This window comes from Arthrobacter sp. Rue61a, assembly GCF_000294695.2.
GTDB classification, from domain to species: Bacteria; Actinomycetota; Actinomycetes; order Actinomycetales; family Micrococcaceae; genus Arthrobacter; species Arthrobacter aurescens_A.
In genome coordinates, this window is the sequence record NC_018531.1 from 1,513,377 (window position 1) to 1,535,554 (window position 22,178).

Annotated in this window: 20 protein-coding genes, 2 tRNA genes and 1 riboswitch; of the genes, 14 read left to right on the forward strand and 8 right to left on the reverse strand. The window is 62.9% G+C overall.

Annotated features, from left to right (window positions below; all coding sequences use genetic code 11):
• Nucleotides 1–23: 23 nt before the first annotated feature.
• Nucleotides 24–704 (reverse strand): histidine phosphatase family protein, encoded by a 681-nt coding sequence (locus ARUE_RS06935; protein WP_238324560.1) that lies wholly within the window; start codon nucleotides 702–704, stop codon nucleotides 24–26.
• A gap of 88 nt (nucleotides 705–792) precedes the next feature.
• Here ARUE_RS06935 and ARUE_RS06940 point away from each other — a divergent pair, with 88 nt between their 5' ends.
• Nucleotides 793–1,566, forward strand: coding sequence for a CPBP family intramembrane glutamic endopeptidase (locus ARUE_RS06940; protein WP_011774191.1), 774 nt, complete (start codon nucleotides 793–795; stop codon nucleotides 1,564–1,566).
• 121 nt (nucleotides 1,567–1,687) lie between these two features.
• On the opposite strand, the gene ARUE_RS06945 is transcribed toward ARUE_RS06940, so the two are convergent.
• Nucleotides 1,688–2,326, reverse strand: a complete 639-nt coding sequence (locus ARUE_RS06945; protein WP_043469963.1) for a VOC family protein — start codon at nucleotides 2,324–2,326, stop codon at nucleotides 1,688–1,690.
• A 202-nt stretch (nucleotides 2,327–2,528) separates the two neighbouring features.
• Here ARUE_RS06945 and ARUE_RS06950 point away from each other — a divergent pair, with 202 nt between their 5' ends.
• Together ARUE_RS06950 and metX are read left to right on the forward strand one after the other, a co-directional pair.
• Nucleotides 2,529–3,869: a bifunctional o-acetylhomoserine/o-acetylserine sulfhydrylase gene (locus ARUE_RS06950; RefSeq protein WP_014921219.1), complete on the forward strand. Its 1,341-nt coding sequence runs from the start codon at nucleotides 2,529–2,531 to the stop codon at nucleotides 3,867–3,869.
• A 162-nt stretch (nucleotides 3,870–4,031) separates the two neighbouring features.
• Nucleotides 4,032–4,148, forward strand: a riboswitch (SAM riboswitch).
• Nucleotides 4,149–4,163: 15 nt separating this feature from the next.
• Nucleotides 4,164–5,285, forward strand: coding sequence for a homoserine O-acetyltransferase MetX (gene metX / locus ARUE_RS06955; protein ID WP_014921220.1), 1,122 nt, complete (start codon nucleotides 4,164–4,166; stop codon nucleotides 5,283–5,285).
• Between the two features lie 23 nt (nucleotides 5,286–5,308).
• Here the strand turns inward: metX and ARUE_RS06960 are convergent, their stop codons facing one another.
• The 3 genes from ARUE_RS06960 to ARUE_RS06970 form a co-directional block, all read right to left on the reverse strand.
• Nucleotides 5,309–5,698 carry a hypothetical protein gene (locus tag ARUE_RS06960; protein WP_011774195.1) on the reverse strand — a complete coding sequence of 130 codons (390 nt, stop codon included), beginning with the start codon at nucleotides 5,696–5,698 and terminating at the stop codon, nucleotides 5,309–5,311.
• Nucleotides 5,699–5,778: 80 nt separating this feature from the next.
• Nucleotides 5,779–6,954 (reverse strand): winged helix DNA-binding domain-containing protein, encoded by a 1,176-nt coding sequence (locus ARUE_RS06965; protein ID WP_014921221.1) that lies wholly within the window; start codon nucleotides 6,952–6,954, stop codon nucleotides 5,779–5,781.
• Nucleotides 6,955–6,983: 29 nt separating this feature from the next.
• On the reverse strand, nucleotides 6,984–7,826 hold the full coding sequence (locus tag ARUE_RS06970) for an SGNH/GDSL hydrolase family protein (protein ID WP_051024923.1): 843 nt from the start codon (nucleotides 7,824–7,826) through the stop codon (nucleotides 6,984–6,986).
• Nucleotides 7,827–7,896: 70 nt separating this feature from the next.
• On the opposite strand from ARUE_RS06970, the gene ARUE_RS06975 reads away from it, so the two are divergent.
• Nucleotides 7,897–8,547, forward strand: coding sequence for an alpha/beta hydrolase (locus ARUE_RS06975; protein ID WP_014921223.1), 651 nt, complete (start codon nucleotides 7,897–7,899; stop codon nucleotides 8,545–8,547).
• Here the strand turns inward: ARUE_RS06975 and ARUE_RS06980 are convergent.
• Nucleotides 8,544–8,771: an RNA-binding S4 domain-containing protein gene (locus ARUE_RS06980; protein ID WP_011774199.1), complete on the reverse strand. Its 228-nt coding sequence runs from the start codon at nucleotides 8,769–8,771 to the stop codon at nucleotides 8,544–8,546. The two genes, ARUE_RS06975 and ARUE_RS06980, sit on opposite strands and share 4 nt — an antisense overlap.
• A 23-nt stretch (nucleotides 8,772–8,794) precedes the next feature.
• Between ARUE_RS06980 and ARUE_RS06985 the strand changes: the two genes are divergently transcribed.
• The 10 genes from ARUE_RS06985 (at nucleotide 8,795) to ARUE_RS07030 (ending at nucleotide 20,383) form a co-directional block, all read left to right on the forward strand.
• Nucleotides 8,795–9,799, forward strand: coding sequence for a DMT family transporter (locus ARUE_RS06985; protein ID WP_014921224.1), 1,005 nt, complete (start codon nucleotides 8,795–8,797; stop codon nucleotides 9,797–9,799).
• 153 nt (nucleotides 9,800–9,952) lie between these two features.
• On the forward strand, nucleotides 9,953–11,338 hold the full coding sequence (locus tag ARUE_RS06990) for a glycine--tRNA ligase (protein WP_014921225.1): 1,386 nt from the start codon (nucleotides 9,953–9,955) through the stop codon (nucleotides 11,336–11,338).
• A gap of 2 nt (nucleotides 11,339–11,340) precedes the next feature.
• On the forward strand, nucleotides 11,341–12,303 hold the full coding sequence (locus ARUE_RS06995; protein ID WP_014921226.1) for a GNAT family N-acetyltransferase: 963 nt from the start codon (nucleotides 11,341–11,343) through the stop codon (nucleotides 12,301–12,303).
• A 211-nt stretch (nucleotides 12,304–12,514) separates the two neighbouring features.
• A complete protein-coding gene (locus tag ARUE_RS07000; RefSeq protein WP_014921227.1) occupies nucleotides 12,515–13,888 on the forward strand; it encodes an FAD-binding oxidoreductase in 1,374 nt (457 codons plus the stop codon).
• 54 nt (nucleotides 13,889–13,942) lie between these two features.
• Complete coding sequence (locus ARUE_RS07005) at nucleotides 13,943–15,463, forward strand: YibE/F family protein (protein ID WP_014921228.1); 1,521 nt, start codon at nucleotides 13,943–13,945, stop codon at nucleotides 15,461–15,463.
• 112 nt (nucleotides 15,464–15,575) lie between these two features.
• Nucleotides 15,576–16,757, forward strand: a complete 1,182-nt coding sequence (dusB, locus tag ARUE_RS07010; protein ID WP_014921229.1) for a tRNA dihydrouridine synthase DusB — start codon at nucleotides 15,576–15,578, stop codon at nucleotides 16,755–16,757.
• 64 nt (nucleotides 16,758–16,821) lie between these two features.
• Nucleotides 16,822–18,138 carry a deoxyguanosinetriphosphate triphosphohydrolase gene (locus tag ARUE_RS07015; RefSeq protein WP_011774205.1) on the forward strand — a complete coding sequence of 439 codons (1,317 nt, stop codon included), beginning with the start codon at nucleotides 16,822–16,824 and terminating at the stop codon, nucleotides 18,136–18,138.
• A gap of 58 nt (nucleotides 18,139–18,196) precedes the next feature.
• Nucleotides 18,197–20,068, forward strand: coding sequence for a DNA primase (gene dnaG, locus ARUE_RS07020; RefSeq protein WP_014921230.1), 1,872 nt, complete (start codon nucleotides 18,197–18,199; stop codon nucleotides 20,066–20,068).
• Between the two features lie 53 nt (nucleotides 20,069–20,121).
• Nucleotides 20,122–20,194, forward strand: a tRNA-Asn gene (locus ARUE_RS07025).
• A 116-nt stretch (nucleotides 20,195–20,310) separates the two neighbouring features.
• Nucleotides 20,311–20,383, forward strand: a tRNA-Asn gene (locus tag ARUE_RS07030).
• 49 nt (nucleotides 20,384–20,432) lie between these two features.
• Here ARUE_RS07030 and ARUE_RS07035 read toward each other — a convergent pair.
• Nucleotides 20,433–20,840, reverse strand: coding sequence for a hypothetical protein (locus ARUE_RS07035; protein WP_011774207.1), 408 nt, complete (start codon nucleotides 20,838–20,840; stop codon nucleotides 20,433–20,435).
• A gap of 44 nt (nucleotides 20,841–20,884) precedes the next feature.
• Nucleotides 20,885–22,168 carry an alpha/beta hydrolase gene (locus ARUE_RS07040; protein ID WP_014921231.1) on the reverse strand — a complete coding sequence of 428 codons (1,284 nt, stop codon included), beginning with the start codon at nucleotides 22,166–22,168 and terminating at the stop codon, nucleotides 20,885–20,887.
• Between the last annotated feature and the right edge of the window lie 10 nt (nucleotides 22,169–22,178).

Sequence of the window (22,178 nt, forward strand, 5' to 3'; positions counted from 1 at the left end):
GATTTTGGGCCGCTGACCACTCTCTAGAAGCGCATCCTTGGTGCGTGCAGCACCGAGTCGTCTACCTCCCTGGGCACCCACTGGCTGAACGGTACATCCAGGCTGTACTGGCCGTCGTCGTTCTTGATCAAGGTGCGCAGCTCGGCGTTGTCAGGGTTATTCAGCGATTCAAAGTACTCCACTGTCCAGTGGAACCAGCGCATGCAGAACAGGCGCATGGTCAGCCCGTGCGTCACCAGGAGCGTGTTCGGAGCGTACGTGGGCTTTTGCCAGTGCCGATACAGGGTCTCCATGAAGGATGACACCCGGTCGTAAACATCTGAGCCGGATTCGCCCTCGCGGAACCGGTAGAAGAAGTGCCCGTAGAGGTTGCGCAGTTCCTTTTGGTCCTCGATCTCCCCGGCGATCTGAAAGTTCGCCCAGTCCTGCTCGCGAAGCCTGGGTTCCTCAATGACCCGCTCGATCAGCGGCCCCAAGTTCATGGCTTCCAAGGTCTGGTAAGCGCGCAAATAGGGGGACACGTACACGCAAACCTGCTCGCCATCGAGCTTCCTGCGCAGGTCCTCCCCGGCGATCCGTGCCTGCTCCACACCGCTATCCGTCAGCGGGATCCGGTAGTCCGGCACACGGTTGTAGATGGACGTGTCGGCATTCGCGGCTGACTGGCCGTGCCGGATCATGAAGATTCTCTCAGGGGCACCCATCCCACCAAGCATAGGTGGCCGCCATGCGTGGTCCGGCGAGGTGTGCGCTTCCCGGCAAAGTGGCAGGTAGTGAGGGCAAGATAGGTACATGTTCCTTGCTTCCCGCCGCCGGCTGCGCGCCGAAGTACTTATTGTGCTGGGCCTGTCCTTGGGCCAGTCAGCCGTCTACTCCGTAGTGCAGCTCTTGGACAAGATGACGCGTGCTCCCTTGGCTGATGCCACATCAACCTTGAACAGGTCCCAAAGCGCTCGCGAGTACTTCGATCTCACATACCAGTTGCTGGATATTGTGTTCGCACTGGTGCCCGTGGCCCTGGTGTTCTACTTCCTGTCCACGTATGCCCCCGGAGGTCGGGAAGGCGGGGGCGCTTCGGCGTTCGCCCGGCTTGGGTTCAACTTCGCCCGGCCCGGTAAGGACCTACTGCAAGGCGTGGGACTGGCTGCAGCGATTGGCATTCCCTCGCTCGGCTTGTACGCGGCCGGTCGGGCGCTGGGAATTACAACAGCCATTGTGCCCAGCGGCCTGGATGCCTACTGGTGGACCGTGCCCGTACTGATTCTCTCGGCCATGCGCCACGCGGTCGTGGAAGAAGTGATCGTGGTGGGGTACCTCATGGACCGCTTCGGTAAGTTCGGGTGGAGCATGCCGGTGGCCATTGTGGTCAGTGCCGTGCTGCGGGGGAGCTACCACCTGTACCAGGGCTTTGGGCCGTTCATCGGGAATGTGGTCATGGGCCTGGTGTTCGCATGGATTTATACAAAGACCAAGCGGGTCATGCCCTTGGTGATTGCCCACGCATTGCTGGACATCGTGGCGTTTGTTGGATTCAGCCTGTTCGGCAAGGCAATGGGCCTCGGCTGATGGCGTTAAAAATATTCGGCCGCCATCGGTGGGTGACGTCATTGGCACCCGCTGATGGCGGCCGAAGTTCAACCCGGACATGATGGACCGGGGCCGGGACAAGCCCGGATGGATGGAGCGGTCAGATGGTGACGGCTCCGGTAGCTGTTTCGAAAGTGACAGCCAGGATGCCGGGGGTGCCGTGCGGTGCCATCCACTGGACTGCGACATCCTCAAGCGGCTTTTCCACCGGCTCGCCCAACCACTCGGTGACGCGTTCAGCCGAGCCCGCAATGGTGAGGCTGGACATCTTGACGTCGCTTTCGTAGATCCTGGACGGGTGCAGTGAGGGGTCGCCCTCCCACTTGAGCAGGTACGGTACCTGGGGATCGGCGATCAGGCCGAGGATTCCGATCTGCTGCCACACCAATTCGCGGCCGTCAGGGAACTTGCGGTTGCCCGGAACAGCGGAGCGGCCAAGGCGGTCTTCGAAGGGGGCGAGGTCGTCAACGGCGACGCACCAGCCCATCCATCCGCCCCCTGCAGCCGAACGGGCGCGGACGGCCTGGCCAAAGGGTGCTTTGTCGGAAGCGGGGTGGTCCAGGACCTCCACCACTTCCAGGTACTTGTTATCCGCAAGGGGAATGATCATGTTCCGGGTACCGAAGCGCGGGTGCACTCCGCCCCGGACAGCGTCCACTCCCAATGCCGCGGAAATTCGTTCGGTAGTGGCCAAAAGGCCATCTCGTTCACAGGCGTAAGAGACGTGATCCATGCGCATGGCTTCATCTTGGCACTTTGTGATCAGGGTCTCAGCTAAGTCAAGCCTAACTAAGGTGGGATGTACGTAACTTTCGCTATGAGCGTCATGGAAGGACGCTAAGAGACCTGTAGATTCCACCGGCGTCATAAAGCTGTCTTAGCTTCCGGACAGTTCCTAGACTGGCCCCAGCTCACACCGCACCACATTGCCTGCCAAACCCATGCGTTACGAACAGGAGAACCCGATGTCCCAAGGATGGTCTTTCGAAACCCGCCAGATCCATGCAGGCCAAGAGCCTGACGCCGCCACCGGAGCTCGCTCGCTTCCGATCTACCAGACCACGTCCTTCGTGTTCCCCAGTGCCGAGAGTGCTGCCAACCGCTTCGCGTTGGCGGAGCTTGCACCCATCTACACCCGGATCGGCAACCCGACGCAGGATGTTGTGGAGCAGCGGGTCGCGAGCCTTGAAGGTGGCCTGGGGGCACTTCTGCTCAGCTCCGGACAGGCCGCGGAGACGTTCGCCATCCTGAACATCGCTGAGGCCGGGGACCACATCGTGGCGAGCCCCAGCCTGTACGGCGGCACGTACAACCTGCTGGCGCACACGCTGAAGAAGTTCGGAATTGCGGTCACCTTCGTGGAGGACCCCGACAATCTGGAGCAGTGGCGTGACGCCGTCCAGCCGAACACCAAGCTGTTCTTCGGCGAGGTTGTGTCCAACCCCCGCCAGGACGTGCTGGACATTGAGGGCATCGCCCGCACCGCTCACGAGGCCGGTGTGCCCCTGATCGTCGACAACACCCTGTCAACGCCCTACCTTATTCGTCCCATCGAGTGGGGCGCGGACATCGTGGTTCACTCGGCCACCAAATACCTGGGTGGTCACGGTTCAGCAATCGCCGGTGTGATTGTGGACTCCGGCAACTTCGACTTCGGCAAGGACCCGGAGCGCTTCCCTGGGTTCAATACCCCGGACCCCAGCTACAACGGACTGGTCTATGCCCGGGATCTCGGCAAGGACGGCGCCCTGGGCGCCAACCTCTCCTACATCCTCAAGGCCCGCGTCCAGTTGCTTCGCGATCTAGGCTCCGCCGTGTCTCCGTTCAACGCCTTCCTCATTGCCCAGGGTTTGGAGACCTTGAGCCTGCGCGTGGAGCGTCACGTTGCCAACGCCACCAAGGTGGCTGAGTGGCTTGAAAGCCACGACGACGTCGAGTCGGTCGCCTATGCGGGCCTGCCATCCAGCCCGTGGTACAGCCGGGGCCGGAAATACGGCCCCAAGGGCACGGGCGCCATTGTTGCCTTCAACATCATGGGCGGCGTAGAAGCGGGCAAGCGCTTTGTGGACGGACTGGAGCTGCACTCGCACGTTGCCAACATCGGTGACGTCCGCTCGCTGGTCATCCACCCGGCGTCCACTACGCACAGTCAGTTGACGGTGGAGCAGCAGGTGGCTGCAGGCGTCAACCCCGGCCTGGTGCGGTTGTCCGTGGGCATCGAGAACGTGGATGACATCATCGCCGACCTCGAAGCCGGTTTCCGGGCTGCGAAGGGCGCCTAACGCCGCGGTTCAAAGTCTCAGCCCGACTGCCGCCCGCGTCGACGATTATTCGCCGGGCGGCAGTTCAGGGTGCTCATTCGTGAACGAAGGCACCCCAAACCGTCACACTGTTGTCACATTCTTCGCCAGAACCGCCCTGTATTTCCTAGACTCTTCGTATTAGGTCATGAGTGCCAGCACACAGCCCCGGCTTGCTGGCCGGCAACCCTCCTCCGCGGTGGGGTGCCCCGGGTGAAGACCTGGCCTGTTCGCACGCAAGGCGACGGGCAAGCGCGAGGTTAAGGTGTCAAAGGAATGACCATTACTGCTACAGCCCTTCCAAAATCCGGAGAAGAAGACGGAATCGTCAAGTACGCCGGCATAGGGCCGCTGGAACTTGAAGCCGGCGGATTCCTTCCCGACGTTGTCCTTGCGTACGAGACCTGGGGGCAGCTGAACTCCGACGCATCCAATGCCGTACTCGTCCAGCACGCGCTCACGGGCAGTACACACGTAGCCCGCGGCGCCACGGATGAAGAAGGCTGGTGGGAGCAACTTGTTGGACCAGGTGCCACCATCGACACCAACAAGTTCTTCGTCATCTCCATCAACATCGTGGGCGGCTGTTACGGCAGCACCGGCCCATCATCAGCAGCACCCGATGGCAAGCCCTGGGGTTCTCGTTTCCCGTTGGTCACTCTGCGCGACAGCACGGTGGCTGAGTCACGCCTTGCCGATGCTTTGGGCATCGACTCCTGGCACGCCGTGTTGGGTGGGTCGATGGGCGGCGCCCGTGCGCTCGAGTGGGCCGTGACGTTCCCCGAGCGGGTGGAGCGCTGCGCCGTGATCTCGGTGGGCGCCTACAGCACGGCCGAGCAGATTGCCTTCGCGCAGGCCCAAACCCTGGCCATCCGGCAGGACCCGAACTTCAATCACGGCGACTACTACGGCGGTGCCGCGCCTGAGCATGGTTTGGCGTTGGCCCGACGTATCGCCCACATCACGTACCGCTCAGCGTTGGAGTTGGACTTCCGCTTCGGCCGGCAAGCCCAGCACCAGGAGACGCCGCTGACAGCTGCTGTGCTGGGGGAGCGCGGGCGCTACCAAGTGGAAAGCTACCTGGACCACCAGGGGACAAAGCTGGTCCGCCGTTTCGATGCCAACAGCTACATCGCCATTACCGAGGCCTTGATGTCCCATGACGTCACTCGTGGTCGCGGCACGTTGGAAGCGGCATTGTCGCGCACCAAGGCTGAGTTCTTTGTGGCGGCCGTGGACAGCGACAGGCTCTACTTCCCGGCACAGTCGCGGGAACTCGCCGCGGCACTCCCGGGAGACGTATCGGTCCACCTCATTGAGGCGCCGATTGGACACGATGGCTTCCTCACCGAGATCGGCCAGCTCTCGGCGCAGCTCCGCGAAGCCTTCTTCGGCTAAACCAGGCTCACGTTCAGGGTGGCCTAGCCGTTCATGATGTCGCCGCGCTGCTTCATGTAATCCTCCATGGCGATCTCGCCGTTGCTGAACTTCGCATCCAGCTCGGCCAGCTTGCGCGCACGGTAGCCTTGCGGCTGCGAGCTTCCCGTTGCGGGAAACGGCGTGGGGGACGAAGAGTTCGACGGCGGCCCGGCCTGCGGTGTCTCATCCGCGGGGCGTACGACGATCGGCTCCGACGGGTACCCGGGGTAATTCTGCGGCGGGTACCCCGGGCCCGGCAGATTCTGCGGCGGGTACCCGGGGCCGCGGAACGTGTCATTCTGGATCCGACGCGCCCGGGAGCGGTTGTACATGCGGATTCCGAGTGGAATCAGCCACGAGCAGACGATGATCCAGAAGATCAGATTGTTCACAGTGCAGGCCTCCTAGGTCTCATCCCAGCTTAGTCCTGCCACCTGGACGCGGCCCGTCTCCCGGAACCAGCCCGGCTAATTCACACCAGCGTGGTCTCCATGCCCAAGAACCGGCCGTAACGATCCGCCTCGGCCTCCAAGGCGTCTTGTTCTTCCGCCGTTGCCGGCCGGTTCATTCGGACATCGAGTTCGCAGGTCATGCCGGAGAAACTGTGGCGCCACCATCCGGCCAACCTGCCGTTCAGCAGGACCACGTGCATGGGTCCGTTGTCCTCGGGGAAGTATGGCGCCGTTCCACCAAGGAAGTGCCGGGACTGTGAGTAGCCCATCACGTATTCGTCGTAGCACTGAATGAGGTCCAGGCGGGGGAGCCCGGGGTCCTCCATCGCTGAAGGATCGTCGCCGTTGGTGAGAGCCTCCGCTTCCTCAGAGGCCAGATAGAACTCCAGACCATCGAAGTGAACGGTGCCCAGGCTCCCGGGGGAGATCTCCTCAGACACGCCGATCCCCCGCTTCACGTCTTTCATGGTCAGCCCGGACCACACGGCACAGTCCTTGATCGTGGCGGGTCCCCGGCTGGTGAAGTACCGGAGTGCCAACTGTCCAAGGGCCTGTTCGCGGGCTTCGGCAGTCAGCGGTGACAGAACCGAACCGGGAACGCGTTCCTCGAACAGGGCATATGTCTGTTTCAGGGCACCTCCGGCGGAGCGGACGGGGGAGCCGCTCACCAGTATCCGGCTGATTTCCGCGTGCATGAGGTGGTAGATGAACCCCAGGCCCTTTCCGGGGAAGCCTGCTTGTACCAAGACTTCGGCGAGTTCCTCGCGCGTCTTGTGGGCTCCTCCGGCCACGGCAGCGGCCAGGATCCGGCCACTCTTTGCAGCAGCCCCCTCATCGATTCCCGTCTGACGGTACATGCCTTTGTTGCCCTGGTGGAGGCGATCTGCGGACAATCCCATCAGCCAGCCAAGATCGTCCCGATGCACAAAGTGCCAGGTGGGCCGGAGGATGTGGGTCCGCAGGATGACCCCGTCGGATACAGCCTGCTCAACGTCTGCGGCCGTGACCATCGGTGAAGTGCTGGCGGAGCTTCTCTGAGCAAGGGTCCATCTGGCATAGGGGAATTCTTGCGACTGCACGGCCAGGAGGTTCCGGACCACGTCCCCGGGATTTCCGGCAAAGGGGGCCCGCAACTGCTGCCTCCGTAGCCGTGTCCGCCTGATAGTCTCCGCGGACAGGGAGCTGTCACCCGGCACGGCGGACCTCGCAGTGAAGAAGCGTCACGTCAGCTGCGCGGCAGCAGGGTGCCGGTAGAGCCGAAGACAGGTCCCGGCGTCGGACGCTTTGGCGTGATGCCGTCGCCTGAGGACCGGTGCCGAAGCCGCCGGATGACCCATGGGACAAAGTACTCACGAGCCCACACGAGGTCCGATGAGCGGGCTTCGCGCCATGTACGCGGCGGAAGGGCCTTGGGCATCAGGGGCTCGAGCGTGTGTTGGACGTTCAGTGCCTCCAGGACCATCATGGCGATGGTGTGATGGCCCAGCGGCGAGAAGTGCAGGCGGTCCGCGTCCCACATCTGGGTATCAGCCAGCTGCCGCAGAGACCACATGTCGGCGATGATGGCGTCGTGGCGGGCGGCCACCGTACGGAGGTTTTCGTTGTAGATGGCAACTTTGCCGCGGATACGCCCCAAGACCGACGCGGCAGTATCCGGACCGTTGAAGAGCACCACGGTGGCGCCGCCGGAGCCCAGCTGCGCCACCGCGGCATCGAGCTTTTCGGCCAACAGATCGGGATCGCCGCCGGGGCGGATGAGGTCGTTGCCGCCGGCCGAAATGGACACGAGGTCCGGCTGCAATTCCAGGCAGGGCGTCACCTGTTCATCGATGATTTGCTGCAGCAGCCTGCCACGGATAGCGAGGTTGGCATAGGCGAAGTCTTCCTGTCCGCGGCTCAGCTCCTCAGCGACCCGGTCAGCCCAACCTCGGTGACCACCCGGGTTCCGGGGCTCGGGGTCGCCGATGCCCTCCGTGAACGAGTCACCCAGTGCCACGTAACGGCTCCAAGGATGCTTTTGAATGGACTCGCCCGGCTTCAGTAAAGGATTGTTCTCACTCACGCTCATATCCTGCACCGTGACGGCGACCCTACGCCACCGTAGGTTGTTACTTGTGGGTAACTGCAAGAATGGACCCATGACTGAAGCACCCACATTTCCCGCCCCCGTAGTCCTGTGGTCCCACGATGAAGCCGAGCGTGCAGGCAAGCCGCTCCTGGTCCTGCTTCACGGCTATGGATCCAACGAGGACGATCTCTTCAGCCTGGCCGGATTGCTGCCCGACGGCTTTGTTGTCGCCGCCCTTCGCGCACCGATGCCCATGGGGCCGGGCTTCACCTGGTTCCCTCTCACGGCGTCCATCGACTATTCGCTGGAAGCCGTGAAGCACGCAGCCGAGTATGCGCTCGAATGGCTGGACACGGTCAAAGCAAACCACTCGTCAGTGACATTGCTCGGTTTCTCCATGGGCATGGCGATGGCTACCACCATGCTCCGCTACCGACCCGCGGACTTCGCCGCCGTCGTCGGGCTTTCAGGCTTTGTGATCGACGCCGGTGCTGACGCCGCCTTCCGGGACGATGAACTGGACGGATCGTTACCGATGTTCTGGGGCCGTGACCAGCAGGATCCCGTCATCACCCAGGACAAGATCGAATACACCATGGGATGGGTCCGCAAGCACGTTGACCTCACCAAAGTGCTCTACACGGGGATGTGGCACGGCATTAACCAGCAGGAGATCGGACACGTGGGCGAGTTCCTCACCCACAAAGTCCTGACTGACTAGGCTCTGGTGATCCGGACCGTCTGGCCGTTGACGGTTACGGTATCGCCGACGTGGAGTTGGCGGCCTCGGCGGTCGTCAATTTCGTTGTTGACTTTGACCAAGCCGTTCTTGATGAGCTCCGTGGCTTCAACGCCGTCCTCCACCAAGTTGGCGAGCTTCAGCAGCTGGCCCAGGCGGATCATGTCGTCGCGGATGGGGATCTCTTCAATTTCGGGGTTGCTCATACAGCAATGATGCCTGAAGTAGTGTGGTGACGGTGCCGCAGTCTCCTCCCCGTCCCGCCCTTCCACTGGTCATTGGCCTTCCTATTGCAGTAGCAACCGGCTTGGTCATCCCGCTTCAAGGGAGGATCAATGGGGCCCTCGGGGCCAAACTGGACGACGGAATCGCCGCGGCTGTGGTGAGCTTCACCACAGGACTCCTGCTCATCAGCGCTATTTCCTTTGCCACTCCCCGGGGTAGGGCCGGGCTCCGGCGCATCATTCCCGCTGTCCGGAACCGCAGCTTTCCCAGGTTCTATGTCATGGCCGGCGCCATCGGTGCGTTGTTCGTCTTTGCCCAGTCGTTCACGGTTGCCCTGCTGGGTGTCGCGTTGTTCACAGTCGCGGCCGTAACGGGCCAAACGTTGAGCGGACTGCTCGTGGACCGGATGGGCATCGGTCCGGGAGGAAAACGCGCTATCACCGGTGTCCGGGTCCTCGGCAGTGTCCTGACCGTTGCCGCGGTGGCTTGGGCTGTTTCGCCACGGTTTGGCGGCGACGCCGACATCGCATCGCTCGTGCTGCCGGTTCTCCTGCCGCTGGCTGCCGGCTTCTTCATGAGCTTCCAGCAGGCCATGAACGGAACCGCCACAGTCCATTACGGGACGCCCATCGCAGCCACCCTGGTCAACTTCATTGCCGGGTCAGCCATTCTGTGGATTGCGTGGATGATCAAGCTGGCTGTGGCCGGGCCGGGAAACCCGCTTCCCGGCGAGTGGTGGTACTACCTTGGCGGTCCCATGGGCTGCCTGTTCATCGGCTTGGCAGCACTGCTGGTCCGTAGCCTTGGCGTCCTGATCACCGGTTTGGGCATGATTGCCGGGCAGCTGGTGGGATCGTTGGTGCTCGACGTCGTGATCCCCAGTCCCGGCGCGGTGGTCGCCTTGCCCACGGTCCTGGGTACCGTCCTGACGCTCGCCGCGATCGTCGTGGCCACGTTGCCGTGGCCCAAGGGAGCCTTCGCACGGAGAGGTGCGGCCAAAGGCCGGTAGGCTAGGAGACGCAGTGCCCTGCAGTACTTTTTCCAGTAGTCTCAAGTACTTTGCAGTAAATTTCCCCCAGCACCCCGCCGGACAACCTCGTCCGGGTCCGGGGCAACCACCGCGGACCGCACCCAGCGGCCCTGTAGAACAAATGGAGTACCCATGGCAGCAAAATCCGTCCTTGACCAGGTCATTTCCCTCTCCAAGCGGAGGGGCTTTGTCTTCCAGGCCGGTGAAATCTATGGTGGCTCCCGTTCTGCGTGGGACTACGGTCCCCTCGGTGCGGAGCTGAAGGAGAACATCAAGCGCCAGTGGTGGCAGAGCATGGTCCGCGGCCGCGAAGACGTTGTAGGCCTGGATTCCTCCGTGATCCTTCCCCGCCAGGTATGGGAAGCATCCGGCCACGTAGAAGTCTTCTCCGACCCCCTGGTTGAATGCCTTTCCTGCCACAAGCGATACCGCGCCGACCACCTCGAGGAAGAGTACGAGGAAAAGAAGGGCCGCCCGCCAGAAAACGGCCTGAAGGACATCGCCTGCGCAAACTGCGGCACCCGTGGCGAATGGACCGAGCCGCAGGAATTCTCCGGTCTCCTGAAGACCTTCCTCGGCCCCGTGGCCAATGACGAAGGCATGCACTACCTGCGCCCCGAAACGGCACAGGGCATCTTTGTGAACTTCAACAACGTGCTCACCACGTCGCGGAAGAAGCCCCCGTTCGGCATCGGCCAGATCGGTAAGTCCTTCCGCAACGAGATCACCCCGGGTAACTTCATTTTCCGTACCCGCGAATTCGAGCAGATGGAGATGGAGTTCTTCGTCGAGCCCGGCACGGACGAAGAGTGGCACCAGTACTGGATGAAGGAACGCATGTCTTGGTACACGGACCTTGGCATCCGCGAAGACAACCTGCGCTTCTTTGAGCACCCCCTGGAGAAGCTCAGCCACTACTCCAAGGGCACCACGGACATTGAGTACCGCTTCGGTTTCCAAGGCTCCGAGTGGGGCGAGCTCGAGGGCATCGCCAACCGCACGGACTTTGACCTCTCAACGCACGCCAAGGCCTCCGGCACGGATCTGAGCTACTTCAACCAGGCCACCAACGAGCGCTACACGCCGTTCGTCATCGAGCCCGCCGCAGGTCTGACCCGCTCCTTCATGGCGTTCCTGATTGACGCTTACACCGAGGACGAGGCACCCAACGCCAAGGGCGGCGTCGATGTCCGCACTGTGCTGAAGCTGGATCCGCGCCTGGCCCCGGTCAAGGCCGCCGTCCTGCCGCTGAGCCGCAACGAGGACCTGTCCCCGAAGGCAAAAGCGCTGGGAGCCCAGCTGCGAAAGAACTGGAACATCGACTTCGACGACGCCGGCGCCATCGGCCGCCGCTACCGTCGCCAGGACGAGATCGGTACTCCGTTCTGCATCACCGTGGACTTCGACACCCTGGAAGACCAAGCCGTCACCATTCGTGAGCGCGACACCATGAGCCAGGAACGCGTGTCCTTGGACAAGGTTGAGGGCTACCTGGCCGCACGCCTGATCGGCGCCTAGCGGTGGCTTTGGAATATCGCGAATGGAAGGAGGGCGACGACCTCGCCCTCCTGGAAATCTGGGGCGGCCCGGAGACCCTTCCCGCTGAGCAGTTCCGTGCAGCTCTGGCGCCCTCCAGCAATCAACCATGGCGCCGCTGCATCGTGGCCGAGGACGTGGTGGACGGAGTACGTATTCCCGTCGCCGCAGGCGTCGTCCACGAAGCAGCACTGCACCCCGAACGACTCTGGGCGTATATCGAGGTTGCCAAGGACCACCGCCGTGAAGGCGTGGGCGCCACCCTGCTGACCATGCTTCGCCGGGAAGCCGGGAACTCGCCGTCGGGCGTTTCCAAGCTGCGCAGCAAGGTAGAGCCGGATACCGCGGGCGCGGCATTTGCTGCGGCCGCCGGACTGGCACCCATCCAGCGCTCTCAGTTGGTGGTTGTGGATCCTGAACCGCTGTCGCTTCCGCGCTTCGGCGACGGTTCCGAGGAAGCTGCTTCCGAGCGCGTGGAGGACCTGGCTACGGGTTCAGTGGAGTTGAGCGATGTGGTGGGTAAGTACTACTCGCACGTCCACCACTGGGACAGCCCGGGGGAACTCAGCATCGCCACGGTTCAGCGCTTGTTCCTGCATGACCTGACCGGTGCCCACGGGGCAATCGTCCTGCGTGCGCCCAAGGCCAGTGCTTTCGGCCAAGGCGTTCCGGCGAGCCGCAAGGGCAAAATCCAGGCATTTGCCATCAGTTATGCCCAGGGCAACTCCGATGAGCCTTCGGATGTCTTCCTGGGGCACGATCCCGAGCTGTCCGCCGAGGACGCAGCGGCCGCGGTCCGGGACCTGCTGGCACTCATTGCCTACCAGCACCCGGTCCTGCTGGAAGTTGACGAGTCCATGACGGCGCTGCGCTCAGTTCTAAAGCCGGTGCTGGAATCCGGCAAGGCCCACGTGCGGGGTGCAGACACCCTGATCGTCAGCGACTGATCGCGGTTCCCGCACGTCAGGATCCCACGCTGCCCGTAACGTTCGGACGGCGTGGGATCCTGCGTTTAATCCCTCCGATGTCAGCCAAATAAAAATGATTGACGTGGCACACCGGCAGGAGTAGGCCTATCGACGTAAACCCACGCCGTCACTGCTGGAGGGAGCGGCGGGGAACAATCCGGTCTCACTTCTGAATCGGTGGTAAATCAAAATGAACCAAAGAGCCCTCGATGGGCTGCGGGAGCAATTGCACGGGCCACTCATCACTCCCGAAGACCCTGACTATGACGCTGCCCGTGCCGTCTTCAATGCGATGGTGGACAAGCGTCCTGCGGGAATCGTCCGCGTGGCCCAGGTGTCGGACGTCATCGCCGGTGTGAACTTCGCCCGCGAGAACTCCATGCCCCTGGCTATCAGGGGTGGCGGACACAGTGCCCCTGGCTTCGGAACGTGGGACGACGCCTTGGTGTTGGACTTCGTCAATCGCAACGGTGTGCGCGTGGATCCGGAAGCACGAACGGCACGAGCCGAGGCAGGCACCACGTGGGCGGACTTCAACCATGCTACGCACGCCTTCGGACTCGCGACCACAGGCGGAATCGTAGGTTCCACCGGTGTTGCCGGCCTGACGCTGGGTGGCGGAATCGGTTACCTGACCCGAAAGTACGGACTGTCGTGCGACAACCTTGTCTCGGCCGACGTCGTCACGGCTGACGGCAGTTTCCTTATTGCCAGCAAGGAACGTAACGAGGACCTGTTCTGGGCGATCCGCGGCGGAGGTGGAAACTTCGGGGTAGTGACTTCCTTGGAATTCCAGCTCCATCCAGTGGACACGGTCTACGCAGGCATCATCATCTACGGCGCTGAGAACATCCCCACAGTTGCCCGGTTCTACCGTGACTACATTGCCTCCGCGCCCGAGGAGTTCGGTGCTTTCCTGGGCTTCCACCAAGGACCGCCCGTACCTTTCCTGCCTGAGGAATGGCATGGGAAATCCGTGTGCGTCGTGGTGGGAATGTGGACGGGCGACCTGGCTGAGGGGCAGGCGCGCTGGCAACCGTTCCTGGATGCCGCGCCTGTTGCGGGATCCATGGTGGGGCCCATGCCCTATCCGGCCCTTAATGTGGCCTTCGACGGACTGAACCAGAAAGGCATGCAGGGCTATTGGAAGGCCAACTTCCTGCGTGAGCTCAATGACGGCGCAATCGGTGCCCACGCCGAGTTCGGGGCGACCGTCACCAGTGTTAACACCGCGGTGCATGTTTATCCCATCGACGGAGCGGTGTCCCGCGTAGCTGTCCAGGACACTGCCTTCGCCCACCGCGACATGAAGTTCTCCCCGGTCATCGCAACCCAGTGGCCCGATCCTGCAGACAACGAAGCAAACATTGCCTGGGCACGCGGGTATGCCGCGGCTCTGGCCCCGCACTCGGAGGCCGGCGGCTACATCAACTTCATGGACTCGGAGGACCAGAACCGCGTAGCCGATAACTACGGTCCCAACTGGGAACGGCTGGTTGCGATCAAAGCCAAATACGATCCCGGAAACCTTTTCCGCGTCAACCAGAACATCGCACCCGCCTAGGGCAAAGCACGCCTGCGGTCCCGCGTAGGGTTAAGGCATGAGGTTTTGCTGCTGATGGGCCACGGTCACTCCCACGGTCATTCTGAAGATTCCGAGCCAACCCCGCAGGCTCTCGCGTCGCGGAAGAGGGCCAACTGGATTTTGGCGGCCATCCTTGTTCCGCTGGGCGTTCTGACGCTCGTGGCCATGATGGTCATGTGGCCCTCGGGCAGCCGGGAGGGAATCTCGTTCTCGAGCCCCTACCAGGCTGCCCCCGGGGTGACCTTCGACACTGGCAGGATTCAGAGCGTGGTGGTGGAAAGCTGCACGCAGACGGGCCAAAGCAACACCGGCCAGCCCAACAGCGGACAAACGGACACAGGACAGACGGACACAGGCCAAACAGACACAGGCCAGAACAACCAGTCCGGGGGGTCCCAGTGCACCTTCGCCTTTACGGAGCCTGATAAGGGCGGGGACGTGGTCAAGGTGGTCATCAACCCTGATGTTGCCATGTCCCACGGCGTGGACGTGGGGGACTCCATCCGGTACCTCAACCTTTCAGGGGTCCAAGGTGCGAACTCCGGAAGCGGCGCCCCTGCCTATGTTTTCGTGGATTTCGTCCGCAGCATTCCCATCGCGCTCCTGGCCGTCTTGTACGCAGCCGTTGTCATCGCGGTTGCCCGTTGGCGCGGCTTCCGCGCACTCCTGGGCCTGGTGGGTGCCTACTTCGTCCTGGTCAGCTTCATCCTGCCGGGTTTGGTGGAGGGTAAGCCGCCGCTTCTGCTTGCCTTGGTGGGTTCCACGGTGATCATGATCGGGGTCCTGTATTTCGCGCATGGATTCTCGGCGCGAACGTCCACGGCCTTGCTGGGCACCATTTTCGGGCTCAGCATCACGGCGTTGCTGGCGGCCTGGGCTACGGATGCGGCCAATCTGGCCGGCGTTGGGAACCACGACGCCTCAACGCTGGTGAACATGTCACCCCAGATCTCCATCTCCGGGATCATCCTCTGCGGCCTCATCATCTCAGGCTTGGGCGTGCTCAATGACGTGACCATCACGCAGTCCTCCGCGGTGTGGGAACTCTACGAACTCGCCCCCAACACCAGTGCCCGCAAGCTGTTCTCCTCGGCCATGAGGATCGGCCGGGACCACATCGCGTCCACGGTCTACACCATCGCTTTTGCCTACGCAGGCGCCGCCCTTCCGATCCTCATCATCGTGATGCTTTATGACCGGCCGCTCGATGAAGCACTCACCAGCGCGGAATTGTCCGAGGAAGTCATCCGCACGTTGGTGGGTTCCATCGGCCTCGTCCTTGCCATCCCGGTCACGACGCTTATCGCTGTCCTGGTGGTCAAAGCCACCGGCATGAAGCGCCTCGCCGCCGCTGGCGGGCCGACCGTAACTGCTGACGAGCTTAACGACACCGGTTCGCTGGCAGCAGCCGCCGCCGTCGTGGGTTCCGGTTCGAAGGACACGTACGACGCCGATACGCGCCTTGACGCTCCCGGCAAACCGGCACGCCCGGGTAGCCGACGCGCCCAGCGGGAAGCGGAGCGCCGCGGCGGAAGCACCGACAAGGCCACCTGACGCCGGGTCCGGATCTTTTCCGCAGGGCCCGCCCGAGTACGGTGTGCTGGGCAAACAACACCGGGTTTCGGCCAAAGGGGGCCGATTTGCGCGGATTTGTAACAATGGATGGGTGACTGTTGTAGCAACGCCCCCCGCACCAAAGCTTGAACTCCCACCATTGAAGCTCGGCGGGATCACCGTGGACACCCCGGTGATCCTTGCCCCCATGGCGGGCATCACCAACTCGGCCTTCCGCAGGCTTTGCCGTGAATACGGCGGCGGCATGTACGTGGCCGAGATGGTGACGTCCCGTGCCCTTGTGGAGCGGACACCGGAATCGTTGCGCATCATCTCGCATGATGAGGACGAGAAAGTCCGTTCCGTACAGCTCTACGGCGTGGACCCCGTGACGGTGGGCGCAGCGGTCCGCATGCTCGTGGAAGAGGACCGCGCCGATCACATTGACCTCAACTTCGGCTGCCCCGTGCCCAAAGTCACCCGGCGCGGTGGCGGCTCAGCGCTTCCGTGGAAAATCGACCTCTTCACATCCATCGTCCAGACAGCGGTCAAGGAAGCGTCCAAGGGCGGCATTCCACTGACCATCAAGATGCGCAAGGGCATCGATGAGGACCACCTGACGTACCTCGACGCCGGCCGCATCGCCCGCGACGCGGGGGTGGCCGCCGTCGCCCTTCACGGCCGCACTGCCGCGCAGTTCTATTCCGGCCAGGCCGATTGGTCTGCCATCGCCCGCCTCCGCGAGGCCCTGCCGGATATCCCGGTGCTGGGCAACGGCGATATTTGGTCCGCCGAGGACGCAGTCCGCATGGTGCGGGAGACCGGCGTGGACGGCGTCGTGGTTGGCCGTGGCTGCCAGGGCAGGCCTTGGCTGTTCGGCGATCTGCAGGCCGCTTTCGAAGGAAGCGACCAGCGGCACCGGCCAGGACTTCGCGAAGTGGCTGAAGGCGTCTACCGTCACGCCGAGCTGATGGTGGAAACGTTCGGGAACGACGAATACAAGGCTCTCCGCGAGATCCGCAAGCACATGGCCTGGTACTTCAAGGGCTACGTGGTGGGCGGCGAACTCCGCGCCAAGCTGGCCACCGTACCCACCCTCGAGGTGCTGCGCGAATACCTCGATGAACTGGATATGGACTCGCCCTACCCGGGTGTGGATTCCGAAGGACCCCGCGGCCGTGCGGGCTCGCCCAAGAAGCCTGCCTTGCCCAAGGACTGGCTGGTGAGCCGTCAGCTGAACGCTGAACAGAGCGCGGATATCTCGGCCGCGGAGCTTGACGTTTCGGGCGGGTAGCCTCACACGTGTAAGACTGACTCAAGAAGCTCCACACCCCGGCGCTTGAAGGAGGCAGATACCCATGGGAACCGAAGCGATACTTGGCCATGACGGGACGACTCACGATTTTGTGCTGGCCATCCCCGGTTACGCTGAGGCAGATTCCGCGAGGTGGGTCGAAGAGCCTCGCAAGAGCAACTATCGCTCGGACTTTGAACGGGACCGCGCCAGGGTCCTGCACTCCTCGGCCTTGCGCAGGCTCGGTGCAAAAACGCAGGTAGTTGCCCCGGATACGGACGACTTTGTCCGAACCAGGCTGACCCACAGCCTGGAAGTGGCGCAAGTGGGCCGTGAGCTTGGGCGCTCCCTGGGCTGCGATCCTGACGTCGTGGACACTGCATGCCTGAGCCACGATCTCGGTCATCCGCCCTTCGGCCACAACGGCGAGTCCGCGCTCAATGAAGTTGCGCACACCATCGGCGGCTTCGAGGGCAATGCCCAAACCCTCAGGCTCCTGACCCGCCTGGAACCCAAGGTTCTGGCAGAGGACGGACGGCCGGCTGGACTCAACTTGACCCGTGCCAGCCTGGACGCCGCGTCCAAATACCCATGGTCCGCCGTCGACGCCCCTGTGATCCATGGCCACCGCACCAGTAAGTTCGGCGCTTACGAAGACGATCTTCCCGTCTTCGAATGGCTGCGCGAAGGCGCTCCGGGAAACCGTTCGTGCATCGAAGCTCAAGTAATGGACCTTGCCGACGACATTTCGTACTCGGTCCACGACGTTGAGGATGCGATCGTCGCCGGCCATTTCCAGCTGAAGTGGATGGAGAACCCGGACCACCGGGCTCGCGTGGTGGGATACACCAAACAGTGGTACCTGCCGCATAACGATCCCGCAGAAATTGATGCCGCCCTCGCCCGCCTTGAGGCCACCAAGGTCTGGGTCCGCGAAGCTGATGGCAGCCGGAAATCCATGGCGGCGTTGAAGGACATGACCAGTCAGCTGATCGGCCGGTTCTGCCAGAGCGCCATGGAAACAACGCGTGCCCATTTCGGTCCAGCCAATCTGACCCGCTACGACGCTGAGCTCATGGTCCCCGAGGAGACCGTCACGGAGATTGCCGTCCTCAAGGGCCTGGCCACAACCTTTGTCATCTCAACGGACCACCGCCAGCCGGTGTACGAACGCCAACGCGAAGTGCTGCACGCGCTCGTGGGTGTTTTGAACGCCACCGGTGACCGTCACCTGGAGCCGATGTTCGCCGCGGACTGGCGGGACGCCGTCGACGACGGTGCGCGGCTGCGCGTGGTGATCGACCAGGTGGCGTCGCTGACGGACGTGTCAGCGTTGGCCATGTATGAGCGCCTCGTGGGCAGCCTTCCGTCGCTCTGGTAACGCTTCCGACGCTCAGTTAACGGCGGGGACTCTTCGGCCAAGCGACTAGGATGGTCACGTGGCTGGCCTGATCAAACGTGAAGATATCGACGAAGTACGCCAGCGCACGGATATCAAGGAAGTCGTTGACGGTTACGTCACCCTCAAGGGCGCCGGGCTGGGCAGTTTCAAGGGCCTTTGCCCCTTCCACGACGAACGCTCGCCTTCCTTCACTGTTCGCCCGCAAGTGGGCAGGTACCACTGCTTCGGCTGCGGCGAGGACGGAGACGCCATCTCCTTCGTCCAAAAAATGGACCACAGCTCCTTCCACGAGGCTGTTGAGAAACTGGCCGCCAGAATCGGCTACGAGCTGCGTTACGAGGACGGCGGCACCGGTCCCAGCCGCGAGGAAGTAGGCAAGCGCCAGCGCCTGCTGGATGCCCACAAGATCGCCGACGAGTTCTTCCGCGCCCAACTGTTGACGCCCGGAGCAGCCGAAGGGCGCAACTTCCTGGATGGCCGCGGTTTTGACCGCGCTGCCGCCGAACACTTCGGGGTGGGATACGCGCCCCAAGGCTGGGACGGACTGCTGAAGCACCTCCGCGGCCGTGGATTCACGGATGCTGAGTTGAAACTCACAGGGATGTTCTCGGAAGGAAACCGGGGAATTTACGATCGCTTCCGCGGAAGGCTGATCTGGCCCATCAGGGACATCGCGGGAGACACCATTGGGTTCGGTGCCCGCAAACTCTTTGAAGACGACCAGGGGCCCAAATACCTGAACACCCCTGAGACCACGCTCTACAAGAAGTCCCAGGTCCTCTACGGGATCGACCTCGCCAAGCGGAACATCGCTAAAGAACGGCAACTGGTGGTGGTCGAGGGCTACACGGACGTCATGGCCTGCCACCTTGCCGGAGTCGCGACGGCGGTGGCCACCTGCGGTACTGCGTTCGGTACCGAGCACATCAAAGTGGCCCGGCGGCTGCTCTCGGACGATGGCAGCGGGGGAGAGGTCATCTTTACCTTTGACGGCGACGCCGCCGGCCAGAAGGCAGCCCTGCGGGCGTTCGAGGAAGACCAGCGCTTCCAAGCCCAGACGTACGTGGCAGTTGAACCCAGCGGCGCCGATCCCTGTGATCTTCGTCAACTCAAGGGCGACTCCGCGGTGCGGGACCTGATCAGCAGCCGGAAACCCCTCTTTGAGTTCGCCATCAAAGCCTCGCTCCGCAGGCACAACCTCGACACCGTGGAAGGCCGTGTAGCTGCCCTGAGGGAGGCCGCCCCCGTGGTGGCGCAGATCAGGGACTCTGCCGCGCGGCCGGGCTACACCCGCGAACTTGCAGGGTGGCTGGGGATGCCCATCGAAGAGGTCAGCCGATTCGTTGGCGGAGCTGCCAAGCGCGCCGCCGCGGGCGGCTCGGGAGAACAGTCGACGACGGCGGCAGCACCGCCGTCGAGCAGTCCGGTTTTCCATCGTCCCGACCCGCGCGACCCCGTGGCCGGGATGGAGCGCCAGGCGCTTGAGGTGGCGCTCCAGGATCCTGCTGTCCTAGGTGGCGTGTCGTGGGAGCGCTTCGAGGCGTCCCACTTTGCCACGCCTGCCTACTCGGCGGTCCACGCTGCCATTCGTGCCACCGGGCTTGCCCACGCGGCTGATCCTGTGGCCTGGGTGGAACAGATCCGCCAGGAAGTCCCGGAACCCCTGAGGTCGCTCGTCTCGGAGCTCGCGGTGACACCCTTGCCGGCCAGTACGCCTGAGGCCATGCAGCGATACTGCCGCGACATTCTGGCCCGTCTCTTCGAACTGCAGATCACCCGCATCAAGGCAGACAAGATGGGGCAGCTGCAGCGCTTGGACGCGGGCGCCAATCCGGAAGAATTTCAGCGGCTGAACCGGGAGCTGATGCAGCTTGAAATGGAGCGCAGGGCACTGCGTTCGGACGGCTGACAGCGCCGATTTCGTTTTCCGGCGGGCCCCTGTTAAGCTAGTAACCGCTTCATTCCTCCGTAGCTCAATTGGCAGAGCATTCGACTGTTAATCGAAGGGTTACTGGTTCAAGTCCAGTCGGAGGAGCGCACAATACCCCCGTTCCGGGCTTTCGGAACGGGGGTATTTTTATACCCCCAGGGGGTATGCCATGCCGATTTCGCATTCCGGTAGAACCTTTGCTAAAGTCATAACCGCTTCATTCCTCCGTAGCTCAATTGGCAGAGCATTCGACTGTTAATCGAAGGGTTACTGGTTCAAGTCCAGTCGGAGGAGCATAAGGACCCCGTACCGGCTTCACTGCTGGTGCGGGGTCCGCTTTTTATCAGACGAAATCCATCTCCACCTGCAGGAAACGGGCGGCCTCGGCCACGGCGGCGAGGAACGAATCCTGCTCGGTGGGCGGAGTCCTGGGCTCGCGGGGATGCCATTCGTGGGGTGCCGAGTAGACGCGGGTGAAGCCGCCGCCCGGCGGGGCATAGAAGATGCCGAAGCGCTGGACCGGCCATTCAGGGGAGGTCTCCGGGGCGACCAAAAGCGCGGCGTCCGTTTCGGGGTTGTACCACTGGGCAATGGGGCGACGGCGATCGTCGGTAAAAAGCCCTGCGGCGTAGAGGGCGGCCGACTGCGGGCTGGTCACCGAACACAGCCGGTCCCACCACAGCGGCAGGATGCGTTCATCCCGACGCTGCCACGGTGCCGGAAGCGGCTGCAGCTCTTGCCAATGTGGCACATGTCAACTTTATCGCCAGCGCGTGGCCCGGAGAAGAGGGAGCGCTACCTGGACAGACCCAGCCTGGGATACAGCACCTCAAAGCCTTTGGTTAGTCCCGCATTCAGCGCCAGGCCTACGTGACCACCATTGGGCACCTCGTAGTAGGTCACCGTCATCCCGGCATTCCGGGCCGCTGCGGAGACTGCCTTTGCAGCCGCTACGTAGGTGGTGTCATCCGAGCCCACGGTGAAAACTGCAGTTGTGTTGGGGAACTGCTTCCCCTTCATGATGTTGATGGGCTTCTGGGCGTCGTAGGCGGCTTGGTTGCCGTTGAAGATCGCCGCGAGGTTCCCGGCCGGGTCTTCCGCGCCAGGGAATTCTTCGCCTGAGATGTCCACCACGTTGCCCCACATCTCCGGGTACTTGACCGCGAAGGAAATGGCACACTGGCCGCCGTTGGAGTACCCGGCGACGGTCCAGTGTTCGCGGTCGGGAAGGATGTTCAAGTTGGCTTTGGCCCAGTTCACCACGTCCTCGTTGATGTACTTTTCAACATTTCCATACTTGGCGGTGTCCAGGCAGAGGGTGTCATCCTGGTCCGGCCCGATCTGGTCTGCGACGATCGCGATGGGGGCCAGGCCGTTGTTCTTTGCCGCGAACTCGTCCAGTGCGGCGGAGACGTATTGCGGGTCAGGAAGCCCAGGCTGACCCATCATGAGGACGAACAAGGGCAGCTTGGGCGGATGTGCCGCCAGGGCTGCAGGGGGCAGATAGATGCCCGCCGGCCTTGCGTTGAAGCCGGAGGCTGTAGCTGGAATGACCTGGGTGCCCGCTTCGCCCTTCGAGGGCTGGTCAGCCGGGGGTTTCCAGCTCTGCCATAGCGGACCTGCCGGGCTGGAGGCATCCGGGTCCGGCTTGGCCAACTGGATGACGTCCTCAGTGGAGATTCCCAGCGCCGAGCCCAGGGTTTTGTTGAGTCCAAACTCCGTGTTGATGCCAAGCGCGGCTACCAGGAGGAATACCGGGACGGATACTGCGGCCACCACCTTCCGCCATCGCGGACTGTGGCGGAAGCTCACCACGGCAAGTCCCAACGCGGCGAAGCAGGAGATCGCCCAGAACCACACCCGGGGAGTCAGCCCCACATGGAAGACATCCAAAACGTCCTCCACGATCCACACAGTCAACCACCCGAACAGAGCAGCCACCACAATGGCCGTGATCGCTGTGAGGGCCCAGCGCGCCGAAGGCCTGAGGAACAGAAGCAGGAAGAACCCGGCGCCGATCACTCCGGCAATCGTCATGACAAGAGGGCCGCTGATCTCAAGCTTCAAAAGCTCGTTCATCGCCGAGAAG

Coding starts and splice junctions, on each gene's coding strand:
- ARUE_RS06935 (WP_238324560.1), bottom strand. CDS start 704: ATGGGTGCCCCTGAGAGAATCTTCATGATCCGGCACGGCCAGTCAGCC.
- ARUE_RS06940 (WP_011774191.1), top strand. CDS start 793: ATGTTCCTTGCTTCCCGCCGCCGGCTGCGCGCCGAAGTACTTATTGTG.
- ARUE_RS06945 (WP_043469963.1), bottom strand. CDS start 2,326: ATGCGCATGGATCACGTCTCTTACGCCTGTGAACGAGATGGCCTTTTG.
- ARUE_RS06950 (WP_014921219.1), top strand. CDS start 2,529: ATGCGTTACGAACAGGAGAACCCGATGTCCCAAGGATGGTCTTTCGAA.
- metX (WP_014921220.1), top strand. CDS start 4,164: ATGACCATTACTGCTACAGCCCTTCCAAAATCCGGAGAAGAAGACGGA.
- ARUE_RS06970 (WP_051024923.1), bottom strand. CDS start 7,826: ATGAGCGTGAGTGAGAACAATCCTTTACTGAAGCCGGGCGAGTCCATT.
- ARUE_RS06975 (WP_014921223.1), top strand. CDS start 7,897: ATGACTGAAGCACCCACATTTCCCGCCCCCGTAGTCCTGTGGTCCCAC.
- ARUE_RS06980 (WP_011774199.1), bottom strand. CDS start 8,771: ATGAGCAACCCCGAAATTGAAGAGATCCCCATCCGCGACGACATGATC.
- ARUE_RS06990 (WP_014921225.1), top strand. CDS start 9,953: ATGGCAGCAAAATCCGTCCTTGACCAGGTCATTTCCCTCTCCAAGCGG.
- ARUE_RS07000 (WP_014921227.1), top strand. CDS start 12,515: ATGAACCAAAGAGCCCTCGATGGGCTGCGGGAGCAATTGCACGGGCCA.
- ARUE_RS07005 (WP_014921228.1), top strand. CDS start 13,943: ATGGGCCACGGTCACTCCCACGGTCATTCTGAAGATTCCGAGCCAACC.
- ARUE_RS07015 (WP_011774205.1), top strand. CDS start 16,822: ATGGGAACCGAAGCGATACTTGGCCATGACGGGACGACTCACGATTTT.
- ARUE_RS07040 (WP_014921231.1), bottom strand. CDS start 22,168: ATGAACGAGCTTTTGAAGCTTGAGATCAGCGGCCCTCTTGTCATGACG.